Genomic DNA, 21746 nt, shown 5'->3' with positions numbered 1-21746 from the left:
CGAATCATGGACCGCCACGAAGCTGTGTTGAAGATCCTGACCAAACATATCAAGCTCAACGTCGATGGCCTCGAACACACCGAGATTCGCCCCGAAAAGTCGATGGTCGATTACGGGGCAAGCAGCCTCGATATCGTCGAGATCGTCTCGGCGGCGATGCGCGAGCTGAAGATCAAAATTCCGCGCACTGAACTGGCGAAAGTCAAGAATATCGGCCAGCTAGTGGACCTGTTTGTAGCGGTCGAGCAAGCGCCCGCATGAAAAGTCCGCCTGCCACCGGTACCCCGCCCTTTCGCCTGGAGATGCCCGAGCCGGGCGTCCTGGACGATCTGGTTTTTCGTCCGGCTCCCCACCAGCCGCCGGGACCGGGCGAAGTGGAGATCGCCGTCGCCGCCGTTGGCCTCAACTTTCGCGAAGTGCTCAAAGCTCTGGGCCTCTATCCGGAGGGAGCGGGCTTCTTGAGCTACCGGGATGGGAACGGAAAGCTGACTTTCGACGGCGACGCCGCCGGGCGAATCGTGGCGGTGGGCGAGGGCGTAACGGATCTGGCGGTGGGGGACGCGGTGGTGGCCTTTGCCCCCGGCGGCTTCGCTTCACGGGTGACGCTGCCCCGCTTTCTGGTCGCCCCGAAACCGGCCCACTTGAACTTCGCCGAAGCAGTGACGATTCCCGGCACTTTTCTCACCGCCTACTACGCCCTGCACCACCTCGGGCGGATCGGCCCCGGCGAGAGCATTCTCATCCACGCTGCTACCGGCGGTTGCGGCCTCGCTGCCCTGCAACTCAGTCAGCGGGCCGGGGCAAGGGTATTCGCCACCGCCGGTAAACCGGAAAAGCGCGCCTACCTCGCCTCCCTGGGCATCGACTGTGTGATGGATTCGCGCTCCTTGGCTTTCGTGGAGGAAGTGATGGCGGCGACCGCTGGCCGGGGCGTGGACCTGGTGCTCAACTCGCTGGCAGGGGAGTTCCTGAGCGCCAGCTTGAACGTGCTCGCTCCCTTTGGCCGCTTTCTGGAGATTGGTCGTCGCGACATCTACGACCACACCCAGATCGACCTCTATCCTTTTCGCAACAACCTGTCCTTTTTTGCCATCGACCTGCAGCAGTTGCCGCCGGAGCGCTTCGCCGCCCTGTTTGCCGAAGTCATGGAATTGTTCTCCAGCCAGCAATTGCAACCGCTTCCGTACCAGATCTTCTCCCACACCGATGTCGTGGCTGCCTTCCGCCACATGCGCAAGGCCAACCACATCGGCAAAGTCGTGATTGCCCTCGACCTGGAAAGTCAAAGCCCATGAACCCTCCGTCCCGCCCTGCTTTATCTGATGAACCCGTTGCCATCGTCGGCATCGGCTGCCGCTTCCCCGGCGCACCCGATCCGGCAGCATTCTGGCAACTGCTTGCGACCGGCGGCGACGGCATCACCGAAGTGCCCGCCGGGCGCTGGGATGCCCGCTCACTCTACGATCCGGACCTGGGGACGGCAGGTACGATCAACAGTTTGAAAGGCGGTTTCTTAGACAATATCGATGCTTTCGATGCGCGCTTCTTTGAGATCTCGGCGGGAGAAGCGCGCTACATGGACCCGCAGCAACGGCTGCTGCTGGAAGTGGGCTGGGAAGCGCTGGAGAACGCCGCCCTCGTCCCCGCCGCCCTCAGAGGCAGTGCCGCCGGGGTCTACATCGGCACAGGCGGCAACGACTTCGCCCGACGCATGAACGCCGATCTGACGCAGTTGGGAGCCTACTCCCCAACCGGCCAGGCGCTCAACAGCATTGCCAACCGGTTGTCACATTTTCTCGACTGGCGCGGGCCGAGCCTGGTGGTCGATACGGCCTGTTCCTCGGCCCTGGTGGCTGTTCACCTCGCCTCTCAGGCCCTGGCTGCGGGCGAAATCGACCTGGCCATCGCTGGAGGGGTGAACGTCATCCTCTCCCCTGCCACCTCGGTCAGCCTCGCCCAGAGCTGGATGCTCGCCCCGGACGGCCACTGCAAGAGCTTCGATGCGCGGGCGGACGGCTACGGGCGCTCCGAAGGCTGCGGCGCGGTCGTCCTCAAGCGCCTCAGCGACGCACTGGCAGCGGGAGACCGCATCCTGGCGGTAATCCGAGGTTCCGCTGTGAACCAGGACGGCGGCACGAGTGCGCTGAGCGCTCCTTCTTTAGAAGCGCAGCAAACGGTGATCCGCTCCGCCCTCGATCGCGCCGGAATTGCCCCGGCGGCGGTGGACTACATCGAGGCCCACGGCATCGGCTCGATTCTCACCGACCGCATCGAGTGGCAGGCATTGAGCACTGTCTTCGATCACCCCTGCCGGGTGGGCTGCGTCAAATCCCAGATCGGGCACCTGGAATGGGCGGCGGGCATCGCCTCGCTCATCAAAGTTGTGCTCTGCTTACAGGAAGGAACCGTCCCAGCCAACTGGCACCTGGGGGAACCGGCGGCGGATCTGGTGCCTTCGGCTCTGCTACTGCACCGGGAGAACTGGCCCTGGCTACCTGCGGACGAGCGCCCCCGGCTGGCAGGAATCAACGCCTTCGGCCTCGGGGGCACCAACTGTCATCTGGTGGTCGAGGAAGGCCCGGCAAGACCTGTAAAGGTTTCGGAAGGACCGCACACCCTTGTTCTCTCCGCGAAAACTGCCCCGGCTCTGGACGAACTGGCAGCGCGCTACGCCCGGTTTCTGGAAACTGTTTCTGACCGTGAATTGGCAGCTATCTGCTTCACCGCCGCTACCGGGCGCAGCCACTTCGCTTACCGGCTCGCCGTCCACGGTCATTCCGCTGCCGAGTTGCGCCGCCAGCTCGACACCGGCGCATCCGTCCCGTCCCCTGAGATGCCGCTCTGGGTAGCGTCCTACCTGGCCGGGGAAGAGGTGGACTGGAAGACGGTTTACTCGGTGGACCACTGCCGTGCGGCCCTGCCCACCTATCCGTTCCAGCGTCGGCGCTACTGGCCGGAAGGTCTGGATCTGGCGGCTGCCGTTGTTACGTTTCCCGAATCACCCCTGCGCCGCGAACTGCTTGCCGCTTCCTCTGAACGGGTACCGCGCCTGCTCGGCGACTGGTTGAAAGCTCAGCTTGCAGAACTCATCGATCGACCGGCGGCCACGTTCCTGCCCGAGTCGCGCCTCTTCGATCTGGGCCTCACGTCCCTCGCTGCTGTGGCGCTGGCAAGCCGCCTGCAACGGGAACTGGGCCTTTCTCTCACAGCTACCGTTCTCTTCGACTACCCGACGATTGAAGGGCTGACCGCTTTTCTTGCCCGCCAGCTACGACCTGCTTCTAATCAACTGGAAGCGCCGACAGCCGCCGTCGCTGCCGACGAGCCGATCGCCGTCGTCGGCCTGGGGTGCCGTTTTCCGGGCGCGGAGAACCCGGATGCTTTCTGGCAACTTTTGATCGAAGGCCGGGATGCAATTACCCAGGTGCCCTCCGATCGCTGGGACATCGCCCGCCTCTACGACCCGGACCCGAACGCCGCCGGTAAGGTGAGCACGCGCTGGGGTGGTTTTCTGGAGGAAGTGGATCGCTTCGATGCCGCCTTCTTCGGGATCGCGCCGCGCGAGGCTATCTCCCTCGACCCGCAGCAGCGCTTGCTGTTGGAGGTGAGCTGGGAAGCGCTGGAGGCAGCAGGCCAGAACATTTCACAACTCAATGGAAGCCGGACGGGCGTCTTCGTCGGCATCTCGACCGCCGACTACGCCCAGTTGCAATTGCTGCACCCGGACCCAGCAGGGGCGATCGACCCCTACTTCGGTACCGGCACTTCTGCCAGCGCTGCCGCCGGGCGAATTTCTTACCTGCTCGGTCTGGTGGGGCCAAGTATGGCGGTCGATACGGCCTGCTCCTCTTCTCTCGTGGCCGTCCACCTCGCCTGCCAGAGTTTGCGGGGTGGAGAATGCAACCTGGCGCTGGCGGGCGGGGTGAATCTGCTCCTTGCTCCCCTCTGCACCGTCGTCACCTCCCGGATGCACCTGATGGCTCCGGATGGCCGCTGCAAGACCTTCGACGAGCGGGCGGACGGCTACGTGCGCTCCGAAGGCTGCGGTGTGGTCGTCCTCAAGCGCTTGAGCGAGGCGGAGCGCGACGGCGATCCAATCCTCGCCGTCATCCGGGGTTCCGCTGTGAACCAGGACGGGCCGAGCGGTGGGCTGACGGTTCCGAACGGCCCCGCCCAACAGGCGGTGATCCGCTCCGCCCTTACCGCCGCCGGGGTGGCAGCGCAAGAGGTGAGTTACGTCGAAGCCCACGGCACCGGCACTGCCCTGGGCGATCCGATCGAGATTCAGGCTCTCGCCGCTGCCCTCGGTGAAAAACGCCGCGAAGCGCTCCTGGTGGGCTCGGTGAAGACGAATATTGGCCACCTGGAGGCCGCCGCCGGTGTGGCGGGCCTGATCAAGACCGTGCTCGCCCTGCACAAAGGCCAGATTCCCGCCCACCTGCACCTCGTTCACCCCAATCCCCACGTCGATTGGCAGGCGCTGCCCGTAGCGATCCCCCGCACGACCCGCCCCTGGCCTGTGAGCGAAGCACCAGCGATTGCCGGGGTGAGTGCTTTTAGCTTCGTGGGCACCAACGCCCACGTCATCCTCGAAGCCGCCCCGGCTATCCCTGTTTCTGAAACAGAATCGTCCGCACCGCCCTATCTACTCCCGCTCTCCGCCCGCGACCGCACGGCTTTGGCTGCCCTTGCGCACCAGTGGGGCAACCTGCTCAGTGACCCGGCAGCTCCGGATCTGGCGGATCTCTGTTACACCGCCGCCGTTCGCCGCACCCACCACCGCGAGCGCCTGGGCTTCGTCGGCAGCGACCGTCAGCAACTGCTGGAGCAACTCACTTTCTGGGAATCGCAGGAAGACGCACCGCGCCCCGGCGCGTCCGAAGTGGTCTTCGTCTTCTCAGGCCAGGGGCCGCGCTCGTTCCAACTGGATCGACAGTTGCTGGAGGAAACGGCCTTCCTGTCCGTGCTGGAAGAATGCGATCGGGCTCTCCTTCCCCACGCGGGCTGGTCGCTGCTGGAAACACTCGAAAAAGCAGCGCCGGAACGTCCAAGCTACGCCCTGCCGATTCTTTTTGCCGTCCAGGTCGCCCTGGCAGCCCTCTGGCGCAGTTGGGGAGTCGTCCCCGATGCCGTCGTCGGCCACAGCGTCGGCGAAGTGGCGGCGGCCTGCGTCGCCGGGGTGCTCAGGGTCGAAGAGGCGATTGTGCTCGTCTACCACCGGGGCCGGTTGCTGGAAGCAGCGCCAGCCGGACGGATGGCGGCGATCGGTCTCTCCGCCGCCGAGGTGCAGCCTTTTGTCGAGGTCCAGCCGGATCGCCTCGGGATTGCCGCCCTCAACAGCCCCCGCACGACCGTCCTCTGGGGGGAGGAAACTGCGCTCACTGCCCTCATTGCCCAACTGGAGGAGCAGGAAGTCTTTGCCCGGATGCTGCCGGTGGAGCGGGCCTTCCACAGCCCGGCGATGGAGAGTGCTGCCGCTGAACTCGTGCGCTGTCTCGGTGATTTGAAACCCCAAGCAGCCCAGATCCCGATCTACTCGACCGTCAGCGGCAGCCTGGCGAGCGCTTCCGATTTCGGGCCGGAATATTGGGGCCGCAACCTGCGCCAGCCGGTCCGCTTCCACGATGCGATCCGCTCGCTGCCGACGGACCGGGCGCACCTGTTTGTCGAATTGAACGTCCATCCGGTTCTTGCTCCCTCCCTGCGCCAGTACGAGAACACCGGGCCGGTCTACCCGTCGCTGCGCAACAACGAAAGCTCAAGGGTTGTGCTCCTGAACACCCTCGCAAGGCTGTACGAAGCCGGTCGCCGGGTGAACTGGCCTGCACTTCATCCGGGTGGCCACTGCATTTCCCTGCCCGCCTACCCCTGGTCGCGGGAGCGCTACTGGCTGGCTGGGCTTCCTGAGCTGGAACCCCTGATTGTCGAGGCGGATACTCTGGCTCAGGATCGCGGACTGAAGGAGATCCTGGGCGATCTGGTCAAGAACTGGGCGGACGACGACACCCAGGCGATCAACCGCCGCTTTCTTGCACCCTTTATTTTTCTGGGCAGAAAGCGGCAGAGCTGCTTCTACTTCAACCGCAGTGGCCCAGTCCTGCTCGTGAGTGCCTACATTGGTTCACCAGTAAACTACCGGGCACTGGCGGCGGAACTGCTGGATTGGGCAGCGAGCCAGAACCTGCGGGTTCATTTCCTCGCGAAAGCGGAGCGCACGGACGACCTGCAGGCGCTGGGCTTTTCGACCACTCCCTGCGGCGTCTGGCAGAGCCTGAAGGATCTGGAGCACTTCAGCCTCCAGGGCAATTCTATGCGCCGGTTGCGCTATCAGGTGAACCACTATGCGAAGCTGGGCAACTGCACCACGCTCGAATATCGCCCCGGTGGCGACCCGGCGACCGACCGCGAACTGATCGAACTGATCGACGAGTGGAGTGCGGCCAAGGGAACCGACGCCGCTTTCCTACCCTGGCTCCAGCAGCAGATTCGTCAGAACACACTGCCCGCCGGACACCGCCTGTTTCTCATCCGGCAAGAAGGAATGCTGGACGGGGCGATCTTCCTCGCTCCCGCCGGTGCGCGCAACGGTTACCTGATGGATCTGGAATTTTACCGGGATGCGGTGCCGCTGGGCTGCCTCGAATTTGGGATCGTGAACATCCTTGAGCAGTTGCGCACCGAAGGCCGCACCTACTTCAGTCTGGGAGCCACCCTCGGCACCGAACTTGGCCCCCATCCCGCCGCCAATCCAGCAGTTGAAGCGCTCTTTGCCAGCCTGCACGAGCGGCAGATCCTGAACGGCGACGGCAACTACCAGTTCAAGAACAAGTTTCGCCCCGAGACGACCGGGCTTTTTCTCTGCCGCTCACGGAATGATACTGGCGACCTGCAGCCGCTTTTTACTCTGCTCGCTCACCCGGAGCGGGCCGAACGCCCGACAGCCATCGTCCGGGAGCAGCCTGCTGCCGCCATTTCCTCCACCACCGCCCATCCGCTCTTAGGCAGGCGGCTCAGATTGGCGGTGCGGGACGTTCTCTTCGAGTCGGAACTGAGTACTGCCCACCTGCCCTTCCTCGCCGATCACCGGGTAGCAGGCCAGGTGCTCTTTCCCCTCGCGGCGGTGATCGAACTGGTGCGGGCAGGGGCACGGGCTGCCCTCGGCTCCCAGGAATGGACGCTCAGGGATCTGAAGCTGCAGCGGCCCCTGGTGGTGACGGAAGTAGCCATTCCACTGCAACTCGCTCTTTCACCCAATGAGAAGGGGGGAGCAACGTTTGCCCTGTCGAGCCTGCCGATGGATTCTGAGACCGACTGGCAGCTCCACGCCACTGGCATTGTGGAACTTGCATCCAGCCCATCGGCTCCACTTACAGAAGCGATCGTCCAGATCCGCGAGCGTTCTACACCCGCTTCCCTCACCGACCACTACCAGCAACTGGCGGCGGTCGGCCTGGAATATGGTCCCGCTTTTCAGGCTGTGACCCGGCTCTGGCAGGCAGAAGGTGAGGCGCTGGCAGAAGTGATCTTGCCGGAATCCCTTTCTGCGGACAGTGGCGCGTACCGGATGCATCCTGCTCTGCTCGACAGTTGTCTGCGGGTGCTGGCAGCCTGTCTCCCTGCCACCGACGCAGGCGCGGCGGAAATCCATGTGCCGGTGGGGCTGGAAGCCTTCGAGTGGTATCGCCCCTGTAGCACGCGCCTCTGGAGCTATGCCCGGTTGCGCCCGGCGGACGGCGAACAGACGATTGCAGGCGATCTTTATCTGTGCGACGAAGGCGGTGAAATCGTCGCCCTCGCCCGTGGCCTGCAGGTGCGCCGCACCGTTGTCAACGCTCCGATAAGTGGGAACGACTCGCTTTACGGCGTGCAGTGGCAGAAGGTGTCACGGGCCGCAACGCCTTCCCGCCCCACTGGCCGCTGGCTCATCGCCGCCGATCGCACGGGAGTGGGCGAAGCGCTTGCCTGCCAACTTAGAGCGGCGGGAGCAGAATGCGAACTGATCTTTGCTGGAGATGCCTCAGCCGGACCGACGATCGATCCCGCTGATCCAGGCGCTTTCCGAAACGTACTTTCCACCCACCCACCGGTGGACGGGGTGATTCACCTCTGGGGACTGGAGGCGGAGGCTACGTCTACGGGACAGCTTTTCGGTTGCGGCGCGGCCCTCCACTGGCTGCAGGCACTTGCCGCCTCGGGCACCGGTCGGCTCTGGCTGGTGAGTCGGGGGGCGCAATCGCCCGTCACAGAAACCCTCGCTGTCGCCCAGACACCGCTCTGGGGTCTGGGGCGGGCAATGAGCCAGGAACAGCCGGAACACTGGGGCGGCCTCATCGACCTCGATCCTGCCTTCGATCCGGAAGCGGCAGCAACGGCGCTGGTGCAGGAACTGCTAATTCCAGATACAGAACGGCAACTGGTCCTGCGGGGCGGTGAGCGCTATGCGCCGCGACTAGTCAGAACGGCTCTACCTGCAACGGTCCAGCCCCTCGCCCTGCCTGGGGATGCCACCTACCTGATCGTCGGTGGCCTCGGCGGGCTTGGCATCGAAGTGGCCCAGCGGCTCGTTCAGCGCGGAGCCCGGTATCTGGTGCTGCTGGGCCGCCGCGCTCCTACCTCAGCTATCCGCTCCCGCCTGCAGGAACTGGAAGCGATGGGAGCACAGCTACTCGTCGTCCAGGCCGATATTGCCGATCAAGAACAGTTGCAAGAATTACTGGAAAAGATCGACCTGCACTTGCCGCCCTTGCGCGGCATCGTCCACGCCGCCGGGATCGTGGATGACGGGGTAATCGAAAAGCTCGACTGGTCGCGCTTCGAGCGGGTGCTGGCGGCGAAGGTGAGCGGTGCCTGGCACTTGCATCACCTCACCCGCTCCTATCCTCTCGACTTTTTCGTGTGCTTCTCCTCGATGGCCGCGCTGCTCGGCCCCCGCGCTCAGGCAAGCTACGCCGCCGCCAACGCCTTTCTCGACGGCCTCGCTCAACTCCGTCATGCCGAAGGTCTGCCGGCTCTCACGATCAACTGGGGACCGTGGGGCGAGGTGGGGATGGCAAGCGCTCTCCCGGAGCGCGACCGGCAGCGCCTCGCCGAGCAGGGACTGGAACCCATCGCCCCGGCGGCGGGTCTGGCGATTCTGGAAGCAGCCCTGACCGCCCCTGGCTCGTTCCAGCTCGGTGTACTGAATGCGGACTGGCAGCGCTTCGCCCACCAGTTCCACGACCGCGCCCTCTGGAACTTCGTCGCCGGTCTGGTTCCCGCCGCACCTGCAGATATTCCAGACAGCGGCACTCCAGCAGAATCGCTCGAAGCGCGCCTGATCGCCCTGGTGGCGCGGGTGCTCAAGTTGCCCGCCCAGCGGATCGACCAGCGGCGGCCCCTCGTCGATCTGGGCCTCGATTCGCTGATGGCCCTGGAATTGAGCGATCAAATTCAGGCCGCTTGCGGAGTGAACGTGCCGGTCGCCCGCTTCTTTGGCAGGACCGACATCGCCCAACTTGCAGAACAGGTGCGCGAGGAACTGGAACAACGCACCCTGCCTGCTTCACCGGAACCGGTTTCAGATGCGTCTCCGCTCGATCCGGCCACCGCCGAGCAACTGCTCTCCCAGCTCGATCAGCTCACGGACGAAGAAGTGAGCCGCCTGCTCAATACCCTCCTGCCACCGGAGGGCCAGAGTCCATGAGCGGCCTGCCCGAATCCCTCGCCCACCTGCCGCCCGAACAGCAGCGCGCCCTGCTCGCCGAGTTGCTGCGCCGCAAGGCAGCCGCTGCCACCAGCCACCCTCTCTCCCGTGGCCAGCGCGATCTCTGGCTCTGGTACCAGATTTCGGCTCAGACCAGCCGCACCGAGTTCAACGTCATCTTTGCCTGGGCGATTCGTTCTCCTCTCGATGTCGAGGCGCTGAGACGCGCTTTTCAGACGGTCGTGGACCGCCATGCCATCCTGCGCACGGTCTTCGGCGAGCAGGACGGCCAGCCCGTTCAGCGGGTGGAACGCCAGCAACCTGTTCACTTCAACGTCACCGACGCTACCGGCTGGAGTGCAGAACAGCTACGCGCCGAACTGGACGAGCGCGCCCACCAGCGCTTCGAGCTAGAAAAAGGACCGCTCCTGCGCGCCGATCTGTTTGTCGGAAGAGCGGAGCCGGTGCTGCTACTCGCCATCCACCACATCGCGATCGACATGTGGTCGCTGAGTATTCTCCTGGACGAGGTGGGTCAGAGCTACAGCGCCTACCGGCAGGGAAAGGCTCCTGTTCTGCCGCCGCTGGAGCGCCAGTACCCGGATTTCGTCCGCTGGCACGATCAGCTCCTCGCTTCGACAGAAGGCCAGCGCCTGCGCGACTACTGGCAGAACGCACTGCGCAGCGCCCAGCCGGTTGCCCAGTTGCCCACCGACCGGCCCCGACCGGCTGTGCCCGTCTTCAGCGGTGCCTGCCACGCCTTCACCCTGGAAGCGGAGCTGACGGAGCGCCTGAAAGATCTGGCCCGCCAGTCCCGCACCACCCTCTACGCGGTGCTGATGGCCGCCTTTCAGGTGCTACTTTTCCGCTACACCCGTCAAGAAGATCTGACCGTGCTCACGCTCACGGTGGGCCGCCAGGGAGCGGACTGGGCCGGGGTGCTGGGTTACTTCATCAATCCGGTGGCCCTGCGCACGGACCTGAGCGATAACCCGCCTTTCTTTACCCTGCTGGAACAGGTTCACCAGCGGTTGATGGCTGCCCTCGATCACCAGCTCTGTCCCTTCTCGCTGGTACTGGAGAGCCTGAGCGAACCCGCCCCCGGCGAGCCCCGGCTCACCGACATCTTCTTCGTCTTCCAGAAGTCGCACCGCTTCGGCATGGAACGGGTTGCCCCCGGTCGCGAGGCCGCCTCGGCCATCGGGGTGCCCGCTGCCGGTGAAAGTGGCGCGCAACTCGTCCTGGGCAGCGGCGATCTGGTGCTCGAATCGTTTCCCCTCGCCTGGAGAGCCAACCAGCGCTTCGTGCTCCAACTCATGATGGTCGAGGCGGGCGGGGCACTCTCGGGCGTGTTTCAGTACGCCGCCGAACTTTTCGACCCGGCCACGGTCGCCCGGATGGCCACCCACCTGACGGTGCTGCTGGAAGGCATTGTCGCCGCTCCCCAGACACCGATCGCCCAACTGCCGTTGCTCAGTGCCGCAGAGCAGCAACCGGCCCCCAAGCGGCTGACGCCCGATCTGAGAAGCCGCCTACAACAAGCTTTGCGCAAAAAGGAGAGTCCCTGATGCAGGCCGAAACGACCGGGCTGGATGACGCCCTGCTCGCTGAAATTCGCCAGCTTCTTGCCGAGGAGACGGGCCGCCCGCCCGAGGCGATCAGCGACGCCCAGGTGCGCGAGTACGCCGAACTCCTCCTGCAGGCATCCGAGCAGACGATCCCGGCCCATCAGCGCTTCGCCGATCAGGTAGAAACTGATCCCGAAGCCGTTGCCCTCGTCGTGGGCAATGAACAGTGGACCTACCGGCAACTGGCGGACGCCGTGGACCAACTGGTTCCACTCCTTTCTGCCGGTGGCATCGTTGCCCTCAGCCAGTCGGCCAGCCCCTGGACCGTGGCAGCGCTCATCGCCGTTCTCAAGGCAGGCGGAGCGGTTCTTCCCTTCGACCCTGCCGACCCCAGCTTCCGCAATCACCTTTCTCTAGCCGGGGCCAAGCTAGTGCTCAGCACCGAGACCCTGAGCGAACTGCCCTGTCCGCAACTGGTGCTGGGCCAATCAGATGTTTCTGAAAAAACCAGCGATCCGCCCGCGTCCGTCACCGGCACCGACCCAGCCCTGATCGTGAACACTGGCCGGGGCAGTGTCCGCTTCGACCACGCCCTCGTCGAGAATCGCCTGCAGTGGCTCCAGCAGACTTTTCCTCTTGACCCCAGCGATCGGGTGCTGCTGAGCGCCGGTCCTGCTACTTCCCTCCTGGAATGGCTCTGGCCTCTAACCACCGGTGCCTGCCTCGTTCTCGCCCCGGCTGCGAGCGGCGAAATGATGCGGTTTCTGGAAACCCGGCCCGTCAGTGTTCTATTTGCCACGCCTTCCCAGCTTGCCGACGTGCTTCGGACGCAGTGTTCCAGCCTACGTCAAGTGCTCTGCGGTGGTGAACTACTGGCTCAACCACTGGTAGACCGCTTCCTCGCTGCCCATCCGGCGGTGGAACTGGTGTATTTCTGGAAAGCTCCGGAAGTCGCTGTAGCGGCCACTTTCCAGATCTGCCGTCCTGGCACGGGCCGCGAATGGGTACCAGCGGGACAACCAGCGGTAACTTCCGTCTACGTGCTAGATAGTTACCGGCAGCCGGTGCCGATCGGTGTAACGGGCGAAATCTATTTGGCCGGGGCAGCCGTTGGTTTGGAGCATTCCCAGCCAGAGAGAACGGACGAACGATTTATAGAAAGTCCCTTCGCCGATGGCCCCCTGCTGCGCACCGGGGAAGTAGGCCGCCTGCTCGCCGATGGTTCCCTCGATCGCACCAGCAGCCTGGAGCGGACCTTCTGGATTCGGGGTGTGTACGTTTCCGCAGCGACGTTGGAAACCGCCCTGCGCCTCGATCCGACGATCGAGGACTGTGCGGTGCTTCCCCGCCTCACAGAAGACGATCGCTGGGAACTGGTCGCCTACACGGTAAGCGGCAGTCCCCTCGCTCCTGAGCGTCTGCTGGCCCAACTGCGCGGCCTACTGCCTGCTGCCCTGGTGCCTGACCGGCTGGTGCCCCTCGCCTCTTTGCCGCTCACTCCTGCCGGTGCGGTGGATGAATCGGCTCTGCAACAGCTACCCATCCTCGATACGGACCTGGCCGAGCGCTGGGAAGCACATCTGGAAACTCTGCCTGAAATTCAGCAGGTCACCGTCCTGTTGCAGCCACATCCTGAGCCGAGTCCACCTCTGCACCTCAGTGAACTACTGGTGGAATTTGAAAGTTCGCCGAGATTTTCAAGTAAACCATCAGTGGAACCCAGTAGTTTGCCAGAAAATTCTCCGCCACAACCCTCCCCCGAAATAACGGACGTAAACAATTTCCCTACTGCCTTCGTAGACGGTGGAGCCTTGCCCGAGCCGGGGGCCGATTTCCCTTCCACTCTGGTCGAACTGCTGCCCTGGGCCGCTGCTCACTTTCCCGACCACGGCTTCACCTTCCTGCTCGCCGACAAAAGCGAACAGCGGTTGAGCTACCCTCAATTGCTACATCGCGCCCGCTGTATCCTCACTGCCCTGCGTTCCCGTTCCATCGCTCCTCACACTCCCGTCTTGCTGCTTCTAGATCAGCCGGAACAGCTTGTTCCGGCCTTCTGGGGCTGTGTGCTCGGTGGCTTCGTGCCCCTCATCGTTTCCGTTCCACCCTCCTTCGAGCAGGCGAATGCCCAACTAGAAAAGCTCCTGCACCTCTCTGCGTTCCTCTCCCAGCCTCCCGTTCTCTGCAACCACGCTTCAGAGGTCGCGCTCAGTCATGCTTTACCAGGAAACCCTGTCCTTGTTGTTGAACAGTTGGGCGAGCATTCTCCAGCAGAAAGCTTCTTCCAACCAGAACCGGAGGCCATTGCGCTTTTGAATCTCACCTCCGGTTCCACCGGCACCCCCAAGTGCATCCCCCTCACCCATCGCAACCTGCTCGCCCGCGCCCGTGGTGCAAACTTACTCTGCAATCATTCTGCAGAGGACATTTTGCTCAACTGGCTACCCTTCGAGCACATCGGCTCCATCAGCGATTGGCACATCCGGGCGATGACTACCGGTTGCAGAGTGGTCTACTTGCAGAAAGAAACCGTCCTCTCTTCTCCCCTGTACTGGCTGGAGCTGGTGGACCACTACCGGATTACGCACAGTTGGGCCCCGAACTTTGCCTACGGCCTGGTCAATCAAGCCCTCCGACAACAGCCCTCCCGCTCCTGGAACCTCCGTTCCCTGAAGATGCTGCTCAGCGCAGGCGAAACTGTCGCTGCTTCCACCGTCGAGGAGTTCTACAGCCACCTGCATTGCTGCGGATTGGCAGGGACGGTGCTGCATCCTGCTTTCGGCATGGCGGAAGTCGCCTCCGGCATCACCTACTTCCAGCCCACACAAGACACACCGCTTACTGTTCACAGACTGGACAAAGTGGCGCTGGATAACGGGCAGGCGCTCAGCGTTTCCGACAAACACACCAGCACGATCGAGCTTATCGATCTGGGAAGACCGATTGCTGGAATGCAACTGCGCGTCGTCGATGAACACAACCACTTACTTACACAACGACAGGTAGGCCGACTGCAACTGCGGGGCGAAGCGGTCTTCTCCGGCTACTTGCAAAACCCCCAAGCCACAGCAGCCGTACTTTTAGCGGATGGCTGGTTCGACACAGGCGACCTTGCCTTTCTCGACAACGGTCATCTGGTGCTGGTGGGACGGCACAAAGAAACGATCATCCTCAACGGAGCAAACTACTACAGCCACGACATCGAGCAACTTGTCGAATCAGTAGAAGGAGTGGAAGCCTCTTTCACCGCTGCCTGTGCTGTCCGAGCGGAAGGCAACGCTACCGAAAAGTTGGCCATTTTCCTTGTCGCCAAAGCAGGCATCGAACCAGCAGAGCTACTGGCATCTGTGCGTCAGCAGGTGGTGCAGAAGCTGGGGGTGGAAGTGGAGCATCTGCTACTTGTCGAGAAAGGCGATATTCCTAAGACGAGCATCGGCAAGATCCAGAGACGGCAGTTGCAGAAGCGCCTGGAGGCAGGGGAGTTCCTGCCGTTGCAGAAGCGGATGGATGTGCTGCAGAACAACCAGCGGACGGTGGGTGACTGGTTCTATAGCAAGCAGTGGCGGCAGCGGGTGCTGGAGGTTTCAGACAAGGAACCAAAAGGGGCGGTGCTGGTGTTCGTGGACGATTCAGGACTCGGGCAGTCGCTGAGACCGGAACTCAAAGAGTGTGTGCAGGTAGAAGCAGGCGAAGGTTTCCAGAAGTTAGGGAAGGGGCATTATCGTCTGAATCCAACTTCTGTGGAGCAGTACGGGCAGTTACTGGGGAGCGTGGAATCGGAAGGACTGCACCTCCGCCACATTCTGCACCTGTGGACGTATCAGGAGCGGCAGGTGCTGGAGAGTGCTCAGGCGGTGGAAGCCGCTCAGCAGAAGGGACTCTACAGTGTGCTCGCCCTGGTGCAGGCGCTTGCAGCCAGACACGACGGACGCACGGCCCTGACGCTTAGAGTCGTTTCCAGTGGAGCCCAAGCGGTGCTGCCCGGCGAGGAACCAGCCTGGGAACAGGGCGGATTGACGGGATTGCTGAAGACGGTGGGCCAGGAGTTGCCCTGGTTGGATTGCCGCCACATCGATTTGCCGCTGGAAGAAGGGGAGCGCTGTCGGGATGGGTTGCTGGCGGAACTGGTGAGTGGCCGGGGCGAGCGGGAGGTGGCCTACCGCCAGGGCAGGCGCTGGGTGGCCCGGTTGCAGAAAGTGGACATGGTGGCGCGGGTGAAGCAGCCCGTTCCCCTCCGAAAGGGCGGATTCTATCTGCTCACCGGTGGTCTGGGCGGCATCGGGCTAGAGGTGGCAAAGCACCTGCTGACCCGGTACCAGGCCCGCCTGCTCCTGGTTGGTCGCGCAGAGGCAAAAGCCGACAGATTGCGGACGCTGGAAAATCTGGGCGGTGCCGTTCTTTACCGGCAGGCAGATGTCTGCGATCTGCAGGCAATGGAAGCGGCGGTGGAGGGGGCCGGTAGCCACTGGCAGGGAGCGGCACTCGACGGCATCTTTCACCTGGCCGGTGCCTACAACGAACAACTGCTGGTCGAACAGAGCGTTGTTAGTCTGCAGGAGGTACTGCGGCCCAAGCTGACGGGTAGCTGGGTACTGCACCAGTTGCTGCGAAAGCGGCCAGAGGCGCTATTTGTCGGCTTTGCCTCGGTGGTCGGCTATTTTGGGGCGGCGACGCTCGGAGCCTACGCGGCGGCCAACAGCGCCCAGGAGGCTTTTGCCGCCTACCAGCGGGCGAACGGCTACGGACAGAGTTACTGCACAAGCTGGAGCATCTGGGATGACATCGGCATGAGCCAGAACAATCCCCACCGGCAGACGCTCCAGGCGCGGGGCTTTCAGGCAATCCCCGCCCACCAGGGTGTGCATTCGCTTCTGGCGGCGCTGAGCAGCGGTGAATCGCACCTGCTCATCGGCCTCGACGACAGCCGGGCTGCCATTCGCCTGCACCTGGAAAACCCGGATCGCCAGCTATTGAAGCTCAATGCCTGCCTCACCCGCCCATTCGGGGGGCAGGATACCCGAGACAGTTCGCTGACAGCGACAATCCGGACGCTCAGGCTGCCCGACCGCTTCCGGCAGCCGTCGCGCTGCGAGGCAACCCAACTGGCGGCCCTGCCGCGCACCGCCGATGGCCGCATCGACCGGGAGAAACTGCGCACCCTCGGGCGGGCGGGCCGGGTAGCAGTGCCGGAGCGGATCGCCCCGCGCAACGACCTGGAGCGGCAACTGGCCCGCCTCTGGCAGGAGGTGTTGAACGTGCCGGAGCCGGGCATCGCCGACAGTTTCTTTGCCCTGGGCGGCAGCTCGCTGATGCTCACCCAGCTCGTCTCCCGCATCCGCGATCACTTCCGGGTGGATCTGCCCCTGCAGATTCTCTTTGGCACCCCTACCCTCGCGGGCATGGCGAAGCTGATTCTCGCCCGCCAGCTCGAAAGGCAGGACCAGAACAAGGTGGCTCGGATGCTGCAGGAAGTGAAAAATCTCAGCCCCGAGCAGATCAAGGCGCTGCTGCAGGCGAGGAAGCCATGAAAATTCTGCTTGCGATGAATCTGCCCTACTTTGGCGATCCCGGCTTCAACAACGGGGCGACGAAGGCGAATCGCTACCTGCTGGAGGGGCTGGCCGCAAGTGGCCATCGGGTGATCGCGGTTGTACCGACGCTGGAGGCGGCCAAAAGTCGGCTGAACGAGGTGGAGTACCTGACTGGGCTGGCTGCCCAGGGCGTCACCGTCTCGAAGACCGGCAGCCTCTACACCTACTTGCTGAACGGCGTCGAAGTCCACGCCGTCGGTGAGATGGCCGGGTTGCGGCCCCATCTGAGCGAGCAGATCGTCCAGTTCGCACCCGATTGGGTGCTCGTCTCCTGCGAGGACTGGGCGCAGGGACTATTGGAGTTGGCGCTCAAAAGTTGTCCTGGCCGGGTGGTCTACCTCTGCCTCAGCCCGACCTACCTGCCCTTCGGTCCCCAGGCGTTCGTGCCCAACGATTTCACCACTGAACTGCTCGGCCAGACAGCGGCGATCGTTGCCGGGAGCCGCTTTATCGAGCGCTACATCCGCCAGTGGAGCGGCCTGGAAGCAGCGATGTTCTACTGGCCCTCCTACGAGCCGGGACCATTTCCCCGCTTCGGGCGCTTCGACGGTGGCTTTGTGACGATGATCAACCCCTGCGATGTCAAGGGCATCGACATCTTTCTCGACCTGGCCCGCCATTTCAGCCAGATCGATTTTGCCGTCGTGCCGACCTGGGGAACGACGGCGGAGGACCGGGCCGCCCTCGCCCAACTGCCGAACGTTCACCTGCTGAAGGCGGTCGAGAACATCGACGAAATTTTCGAGCGCACCCGGATTCTGCTCATGCCCACCCTCTTTCCCGAGGGCGTCGGCCTCACCACCGTCGAGGCGATGCTGCGCGGCATTCCGGTACTCGCGAGCGATGTCGGAGCGCTGCCGGAGATGAAGCTGGGGGTCGATTTCCTCCTTCCAGTGCAGCCCATCGAACAGTTCAGCGACGACTTCGATCCAAACTTGATCCCAAAGCCCGTCGTCCCTGAGCAGGACAGCGGTCCCTGGTTGGTCGCCCTGGAGCGGCTATTGACGGACCGCGCTTTTTACGAGGAACTGTCGGAAACTTCCCGCACCCGTGCGCTGGAATTTGTCGGCAGCCTGAGCGTGGAACCGTTCGAGCGGCTACTGGAGAATCTGGAGGCGCAGGCGGCGGCTGTTCCAGTGGCTTCCGCTCTGGGTGAACAGCAGGTGCTCGAAGAACTGGGGGAGCTGAGCCCGGAACAGCAGGAGTTGCTGTTGCTCTGGATGAGCCAGCAGGAAGTGGATTCGCCCGGCGAGGACAGTTCGACGAACGGGGCGGAGCCGCCCCTCGTCTCCTGGAAGCGCACGGCCCTCAAATCGGCCCTCGTCGAGATCTGGGAGGCGCTTCTGCCGGGTCGGAGGGTGACGCTGGAGAGTGATTTTTTTGCCCTGGGCGGGAATGCGGTGCTCCTGGAAGAACTGCTGGAGCGCGTCGCCCGGCAGGTTGGTCAGCCCGTGTCGCCGGACGCTCTGCCGAGCGGTCGTTTGACTATCGCCGATCTGGCCGAAGCGATCTCCCACCAGACTTCTCTGCTTGGAACGATGCTCAACCACAGGAAGTCAGAGCAACTGCAGAGCCAGGAACAGCCCCTGCTGGTGCATCTGCGGCCTACGGGCGAGCGGCCTCCCCTCTTTTTCGCCGCCCCCCTCGGCGGCACATTCGCCTCGACGGTGGTGATTGGACTCCTGGATCTGGCCCGCCAACTGCCCCCCGGCCAGCCCTTCTATGGTCTGCAGGCTCCGGCGCTGGCAACCGGTGACGAGCAGCAGGCCGAATTTTCGTATCTGGCCACCAGGCTGGAAGCGATAGTCGAAGCGAGCGTGCGCCAGATCCAGGCGGTGCAGCCCGCTGGTCCTTATTACCTGGGCGGTTTTTGTTCGGGCGGACTGCTGGCGATGGAGATCGCCCAGTCCCTGCGCCGTCAGAATCAGGCGGTGGCAAACGTCGTTCTCCTCGATCCGCTGCTGCCGGAAACGCCCGCCCCGTCCGCAGACGAGGCCCGGCAGGACTGGGAGGCCGCTTCCCTCGCCTGGTTCGCCGGTCGCGATCTGGGAGAAAGCGGCTGGGATGTCGCCGAACTCTACCGCCTGCTCAGCGCCCTGCCCGAGCCGGAGCGCTGGCCGTACCTCTGCGCGAAAGTGAAAGCCGCCGCGCTTGTGCCTGCCGATACGACCCCGGCGGAACTGGAATGGCTGTGGCAGGCCAAGCGGACCAACGAGCAGATCGTGGCCCGCCTGGTGGGCAACTATCCTCCCCGCTTCTACACCGGACCGGTGACGATTCTCGTGAGCGAGCAGATGGGCCGCACCAACAGCGACGCCCTGCTGGACGAGTTGCGCCACTTCCTGCGTGGCCCGTTGCAGGTGCAGGCCATCCAGGGCGATCACGGCACCCTCTTTCTGCCCCAATACCTTCAAGCGCTAGCAGATAGTATCTATAATTCCCTTTCCTTCCCCACCTCCAACCGATCATGGACCTCGAACAGCTCACCGACCTGACCCCCGAACAACAACAACTGTTGCTCCTGTTGCTCGCCGAGCAGCAGAATGGGGAGCCGCCCGAAGCGGACAGTATCCAGCCCGTACCCAGAGACGGAGAACTGCCCCTCTCCTACGCCCAGAGGCGGCTGTGGTTCCTCGATCAACTGCTGCCCTCTGGGGCGATGTACAACCTGCCCGTCGCTGCCCGCCTCAACGGGGTGCTGGACGTAGGGGCGATGGAGGCGGCTTTGCAGGAAGTGGTCCGCCGCCACGAGGTTCTGCGCACCAGCTTCCGCACCGTCGCCGGTCAGCCCCAACTGACGATCGCCCCCGAGGTGTCACTCGCATTGTCTCCAGTGGATCTCAGTGATCTGGCCGGGGCTGAAAAAGAGAGCGAGGCGGAGCGGCTGGTGGCCACTGAAGCCCAGCTTCCCTTCGATCTGGCGGCAGGGCCGCTGGTGCGGGCGCGCCTTCTGCGGCTCGGGGCAACAGAACACATCTTGATCGTAACGCTGCACCATATCGTGAGCGATGGCTGGTCGATTGGGGTGTTCATCCAGGAACTGGCCATCCTCTACGCTGCCTTCCAATCAGGCCAGCCTTCCCCGCTGCCGGAACTGGCGATCCAGTACGCCGATTTTGCCGCCTGGCAGCAGCAGTGGCTCACAGGCACAGTCTTCGAGGAAAAATTTGCCTACTGGGAGCAACGATTGGCGGGCGCACCGGCGCTGCTGGAGCTGCCTACCAACCATCCCCGCCCACCCGTGCAGAGTTACCGGGGCCGCGCCCACACTTTCACCCTCCCCGCCTCTTTGGTGAAAAGCCTGGAACGGCTGGCCGCCCAGGAGAGCGCGACGCTCTTCATGGTGCTCCTCGCCGCCTTCAAGGTGCTGCTTTCTCGCTACAGCCACCAGGAGGACATCGTGGTGGGCACACCCATCGCCAACCGCAACCGCTCCGAAATCGAGCCTTTGATCGGTTTTTTCGTCAACACATTGGTGCTCAGGACGGACCTGGGCAGGGAACCGAGTTTCCGGGAATTACTGGCCCGCGTGCGGGAGGTGACGCTCGAAGCCTTCGATCATCAGGATCTGCCCTTCGAGAAGCTGGTGGAGCACCTGCAGCCGGAGCGCAACCTCAGCTACCAGCCACTCTTTCAGGTGCTGTTCACGCTACAGAATGCACCTCTGCCGGTCGTCGAACTACCGGGGCTGCAACTGGAGCCGGTGGAGATGCCAGATAGCACCGCCAAATTCGATCTCTCTTTGACGCTGCTGGAAAGTAAAGCGGGTCTGGCGGGCAGTTGGGAGTACAACACGGACCTGTTCGAGCCCGAGACGATCGAGCGGCTGACGGGCCACCTGCGGACATTGCTGGAAGCGGCTGTTGCCGGTCCGGACCAGCCCATCTCTTCCCTGCCCCTGCTCACCGAGCCAGAAAAGCAACTGTTCGTGAGTTGGAACGACACGGATCGGGACTATCCGCACGATCGGCTGATCCATCAACTGATCGAAGAACAGGCGGAGCGCACTCCCGAAGCGATTGCCCTCGTCTCGGGTGAAAAGAAACTCAGTTATCGGGAGTTGAATCAGCGGGCCAACCAGCTTGCCCACCACCTGCAGGCATTGGGCGTTGGCCCGGATGCGCTGGTGGGCATCTATCTGAAGCGATGCCCGGAGCTGATCATCAGTCTGCTTGCGGTCTGGAAAGCCGGTGGAGCCTACGTGCCCCTCGATCCGGCCTATCCAGCCGAAAGACTCGCCTTCATCGTTCAAGACAGTGGCCTGTCGGTATTGATCACCGACAGTCACCTGGGCGGGGATCGGTATGCGGACGGGTTCCGGCTGGTGCGCGTTGACACCGACGCAGAAGCAATCGAGGCTGCCTCCCCAGATAATCCTCCCTGTTCCGGGGAAAAAGACCGGCGGCTCGCCTACGTCATTTACACCAGCGGTTCCACCGGCAAACCCAAAGGGGTGATGGTCACACAGTCCTCACTCATCAACTTTCTTCGGGCGATGGACGAGCATCTGGCTCTCGCTGGGGCAGATCGCTGGCTGGCTGTCACCACTGTTGCCTTCGACATCGCTGCTTTAGAAATCTGGTTGCCGCTCGTTCGTGGAGCCCGCATCGTTCTCGCCGCACGGGAGGATAGCCAGGATGGCGGGCGATTGGCGCGCCTGTTGGCTGATTCGGGTGCAACGATCCTGCAGGCCACTCCGGCCACCTGGCGGTTGTTGCTCGAAAGCGGCTGGCAGCCGGAGGCTTCCTTAAAGCTGCTCTGCGGTGGAGAGGCGCTGCCAACAGATCTGGCAGAGCAGTTGCGGCACTCAGAGGCGCGCCTCTGGAACCTCTACGGGCCGACCGAGACCACGGTCTGGTCCACGATCCACCCGGTCCAGGCGGTGGACGGGCTGGTGCCCATCGGTCG

The 21746-nt window shown here is 63.5% G+C and carries 7 protein-coding genes (1 of these 7 cut by a window edge); all 7 read left to right on the top strand.

The genetic code is table 11. From position 1 onward, the window contains the following. The first annotated feature begins 6 nt into the window (after nt 1-6). Tightly spaced (each overlapping or abutting the next), the 7 genes in view from GKIL_RS08865 to GKIL_RS08830 form a layout consistent with a single transcriptional unit that may run on beyond the window. Nucleotides 7-261 (top strand): phosphopantetheine-binding protein, encoded by a 255-nt coding sequence (locus tag GKIL_RS08865; protein WP_023173194.1) that lies wholly within the window; start codon nt 7-9, stop codon nt 259-261. After that, a complete protein-coding gene (locus GKIL_RS08860) occupies nt 258-1295 on the top strand; it encodes a zinc-binding dehydrogenase (protein WP_023173193.1) in 1038 nt (345 codons plus the stop codon). The genes GKIL_RS08865 and GKIL_RS08860 overlap by 4 nt, the downstream gene beginning before the upstream one ends. Then, nucleotides 1292-9682, top strand: a complete 8391-nt coding sequence (locus GKIL_RS22555; RefSeq protein ID WP_023173192.1) for a type I polyketide synthase — start codon at nt 1292-1294, stop codon at nt 9680-9682. The genes GKIL_RS08860 and GKIL_RS22555 overlap by 4 nt, the downstream gene beginning before the upstream one ends. Continuing rightward, complete coding sequence (locus tag GKIL_RS08845; protein WP_023173191.1) at nt 9679-11250, top strand: condensation domain-containing protein; 1572 nt, start codon at nt 9679-9681, stop codon at nt 11248-11250. The genes GKIL_RS22555 and GKIL_RS08845 overlap by 4 nt, the downstream gene beginning before the upstream one ends. Next, nucleotides 11250-16775: an SDR family NAD(P)-dependent oxidoreductase gene (locus GKIL_RS08840; RefSeq protein WP_023173190.1), complete on the top strand. Its 5526-nt coding sequence runs from the start codon at nt 11250-11252 to the stop codon at nt 16773-16775. The genes GKIL_RS08845 and GKIL_RS08840 overlap by 1 nt, the downstream gene beginning before the upstream one ends. Continuing rightward, complete coding sequence (locus GKIL_RS08835) at nt 16772-19333, top strand: thioesterase domain-containing protein (protein WP_023173189.1); 2562 nt, start codon at nt 16772-16774, stop codon at nt 19331-19333. The genes GKIL_RS08840 and GKIL_RS08835 overlap by 4 nt, the downstream gene beginning before the upstream one ends. Beyond that, a protein-coding gene (locus GKIL_RS08830; protein ID WP_023173188.1) for a non-ribosomal peptide synthetase crosses the window boundary here: on the top strand, nt 19306-21746 show its start. It continues 4105 nt past the right edge of the window; 2441 of the gene's 6546 nt are visible here — the first part of the coding sequence; it begins with the start codon at nt 19306-19308; its stop codon lies off the right edge, out of view. The genes GKIL_RS08835 and GKIL_RS08830 overlap by 28 nt, the downstream gene beginning before the upstream one ends.

Origin of the sequence: Gloeobacter kilaueensis JS1 (assembly GCF_000484535.1) — a bacterium.
Lineage (GTDB): Bacteria > Cyanobacteriota > Cyanobacteriia > Gloeobacterales > Gloeobacteraceae > Gloeobacter > Gloeobacter kilaueensis.
Note: the sequence above shows the minus strand (reverse complement) of the source record. Positions and strands in the feature narration are given on the sequence as shown.

What these genes read in the sequence shown, in the direction of transcription:
- GKIL_RS08835 (WP_023173189.1), top strand. Translation starts at nt 16,772, where the DNA reads ATGAAAATTCTGCTTGCGATGAATCTGCCCTACTTTGGCGATCCCGGC.
- GKIL_RS08865 (WP_023173194.1), top strand. Translation starts at nt 7, where the DNA reads ATGGACCGCCACGAAGCTGTGTTGAAGATCCTGACCAAACATATCAAG.
- GKIL_RS08840 (WP_023173190.1), top strand. Translation starts at nt 11,250, where the DNA reads ATGCAGGCCGAAACGACCGGGCTGGATGACGCCCTGCTCGCTGAAATT.
- GKIL_RS08845 (WP_023173191.1), top strand. Translation starts at nt 9,679, where the DNA reads ATGAGCGGCCTGCCCGAATCCCTCGCCCACCTGCCGCCCGAACAGCAG.
- GKIL_RS08860 (WP_023173193.1), top strand. Translation starts at nt 258, where the DNA reads ATGAAAAGTCCGCCTGCCACCGGTACCCCGCCCTTTCGCCTGGAGATG.
- GKIL_RS22555 (WP_023173192.1), top strand. Translation starts at nt 1,292, where the DNA reads ATGAACCCTCCGTCCCGCCCTGCTTTATCTGATGAACCCGTTGCCATC.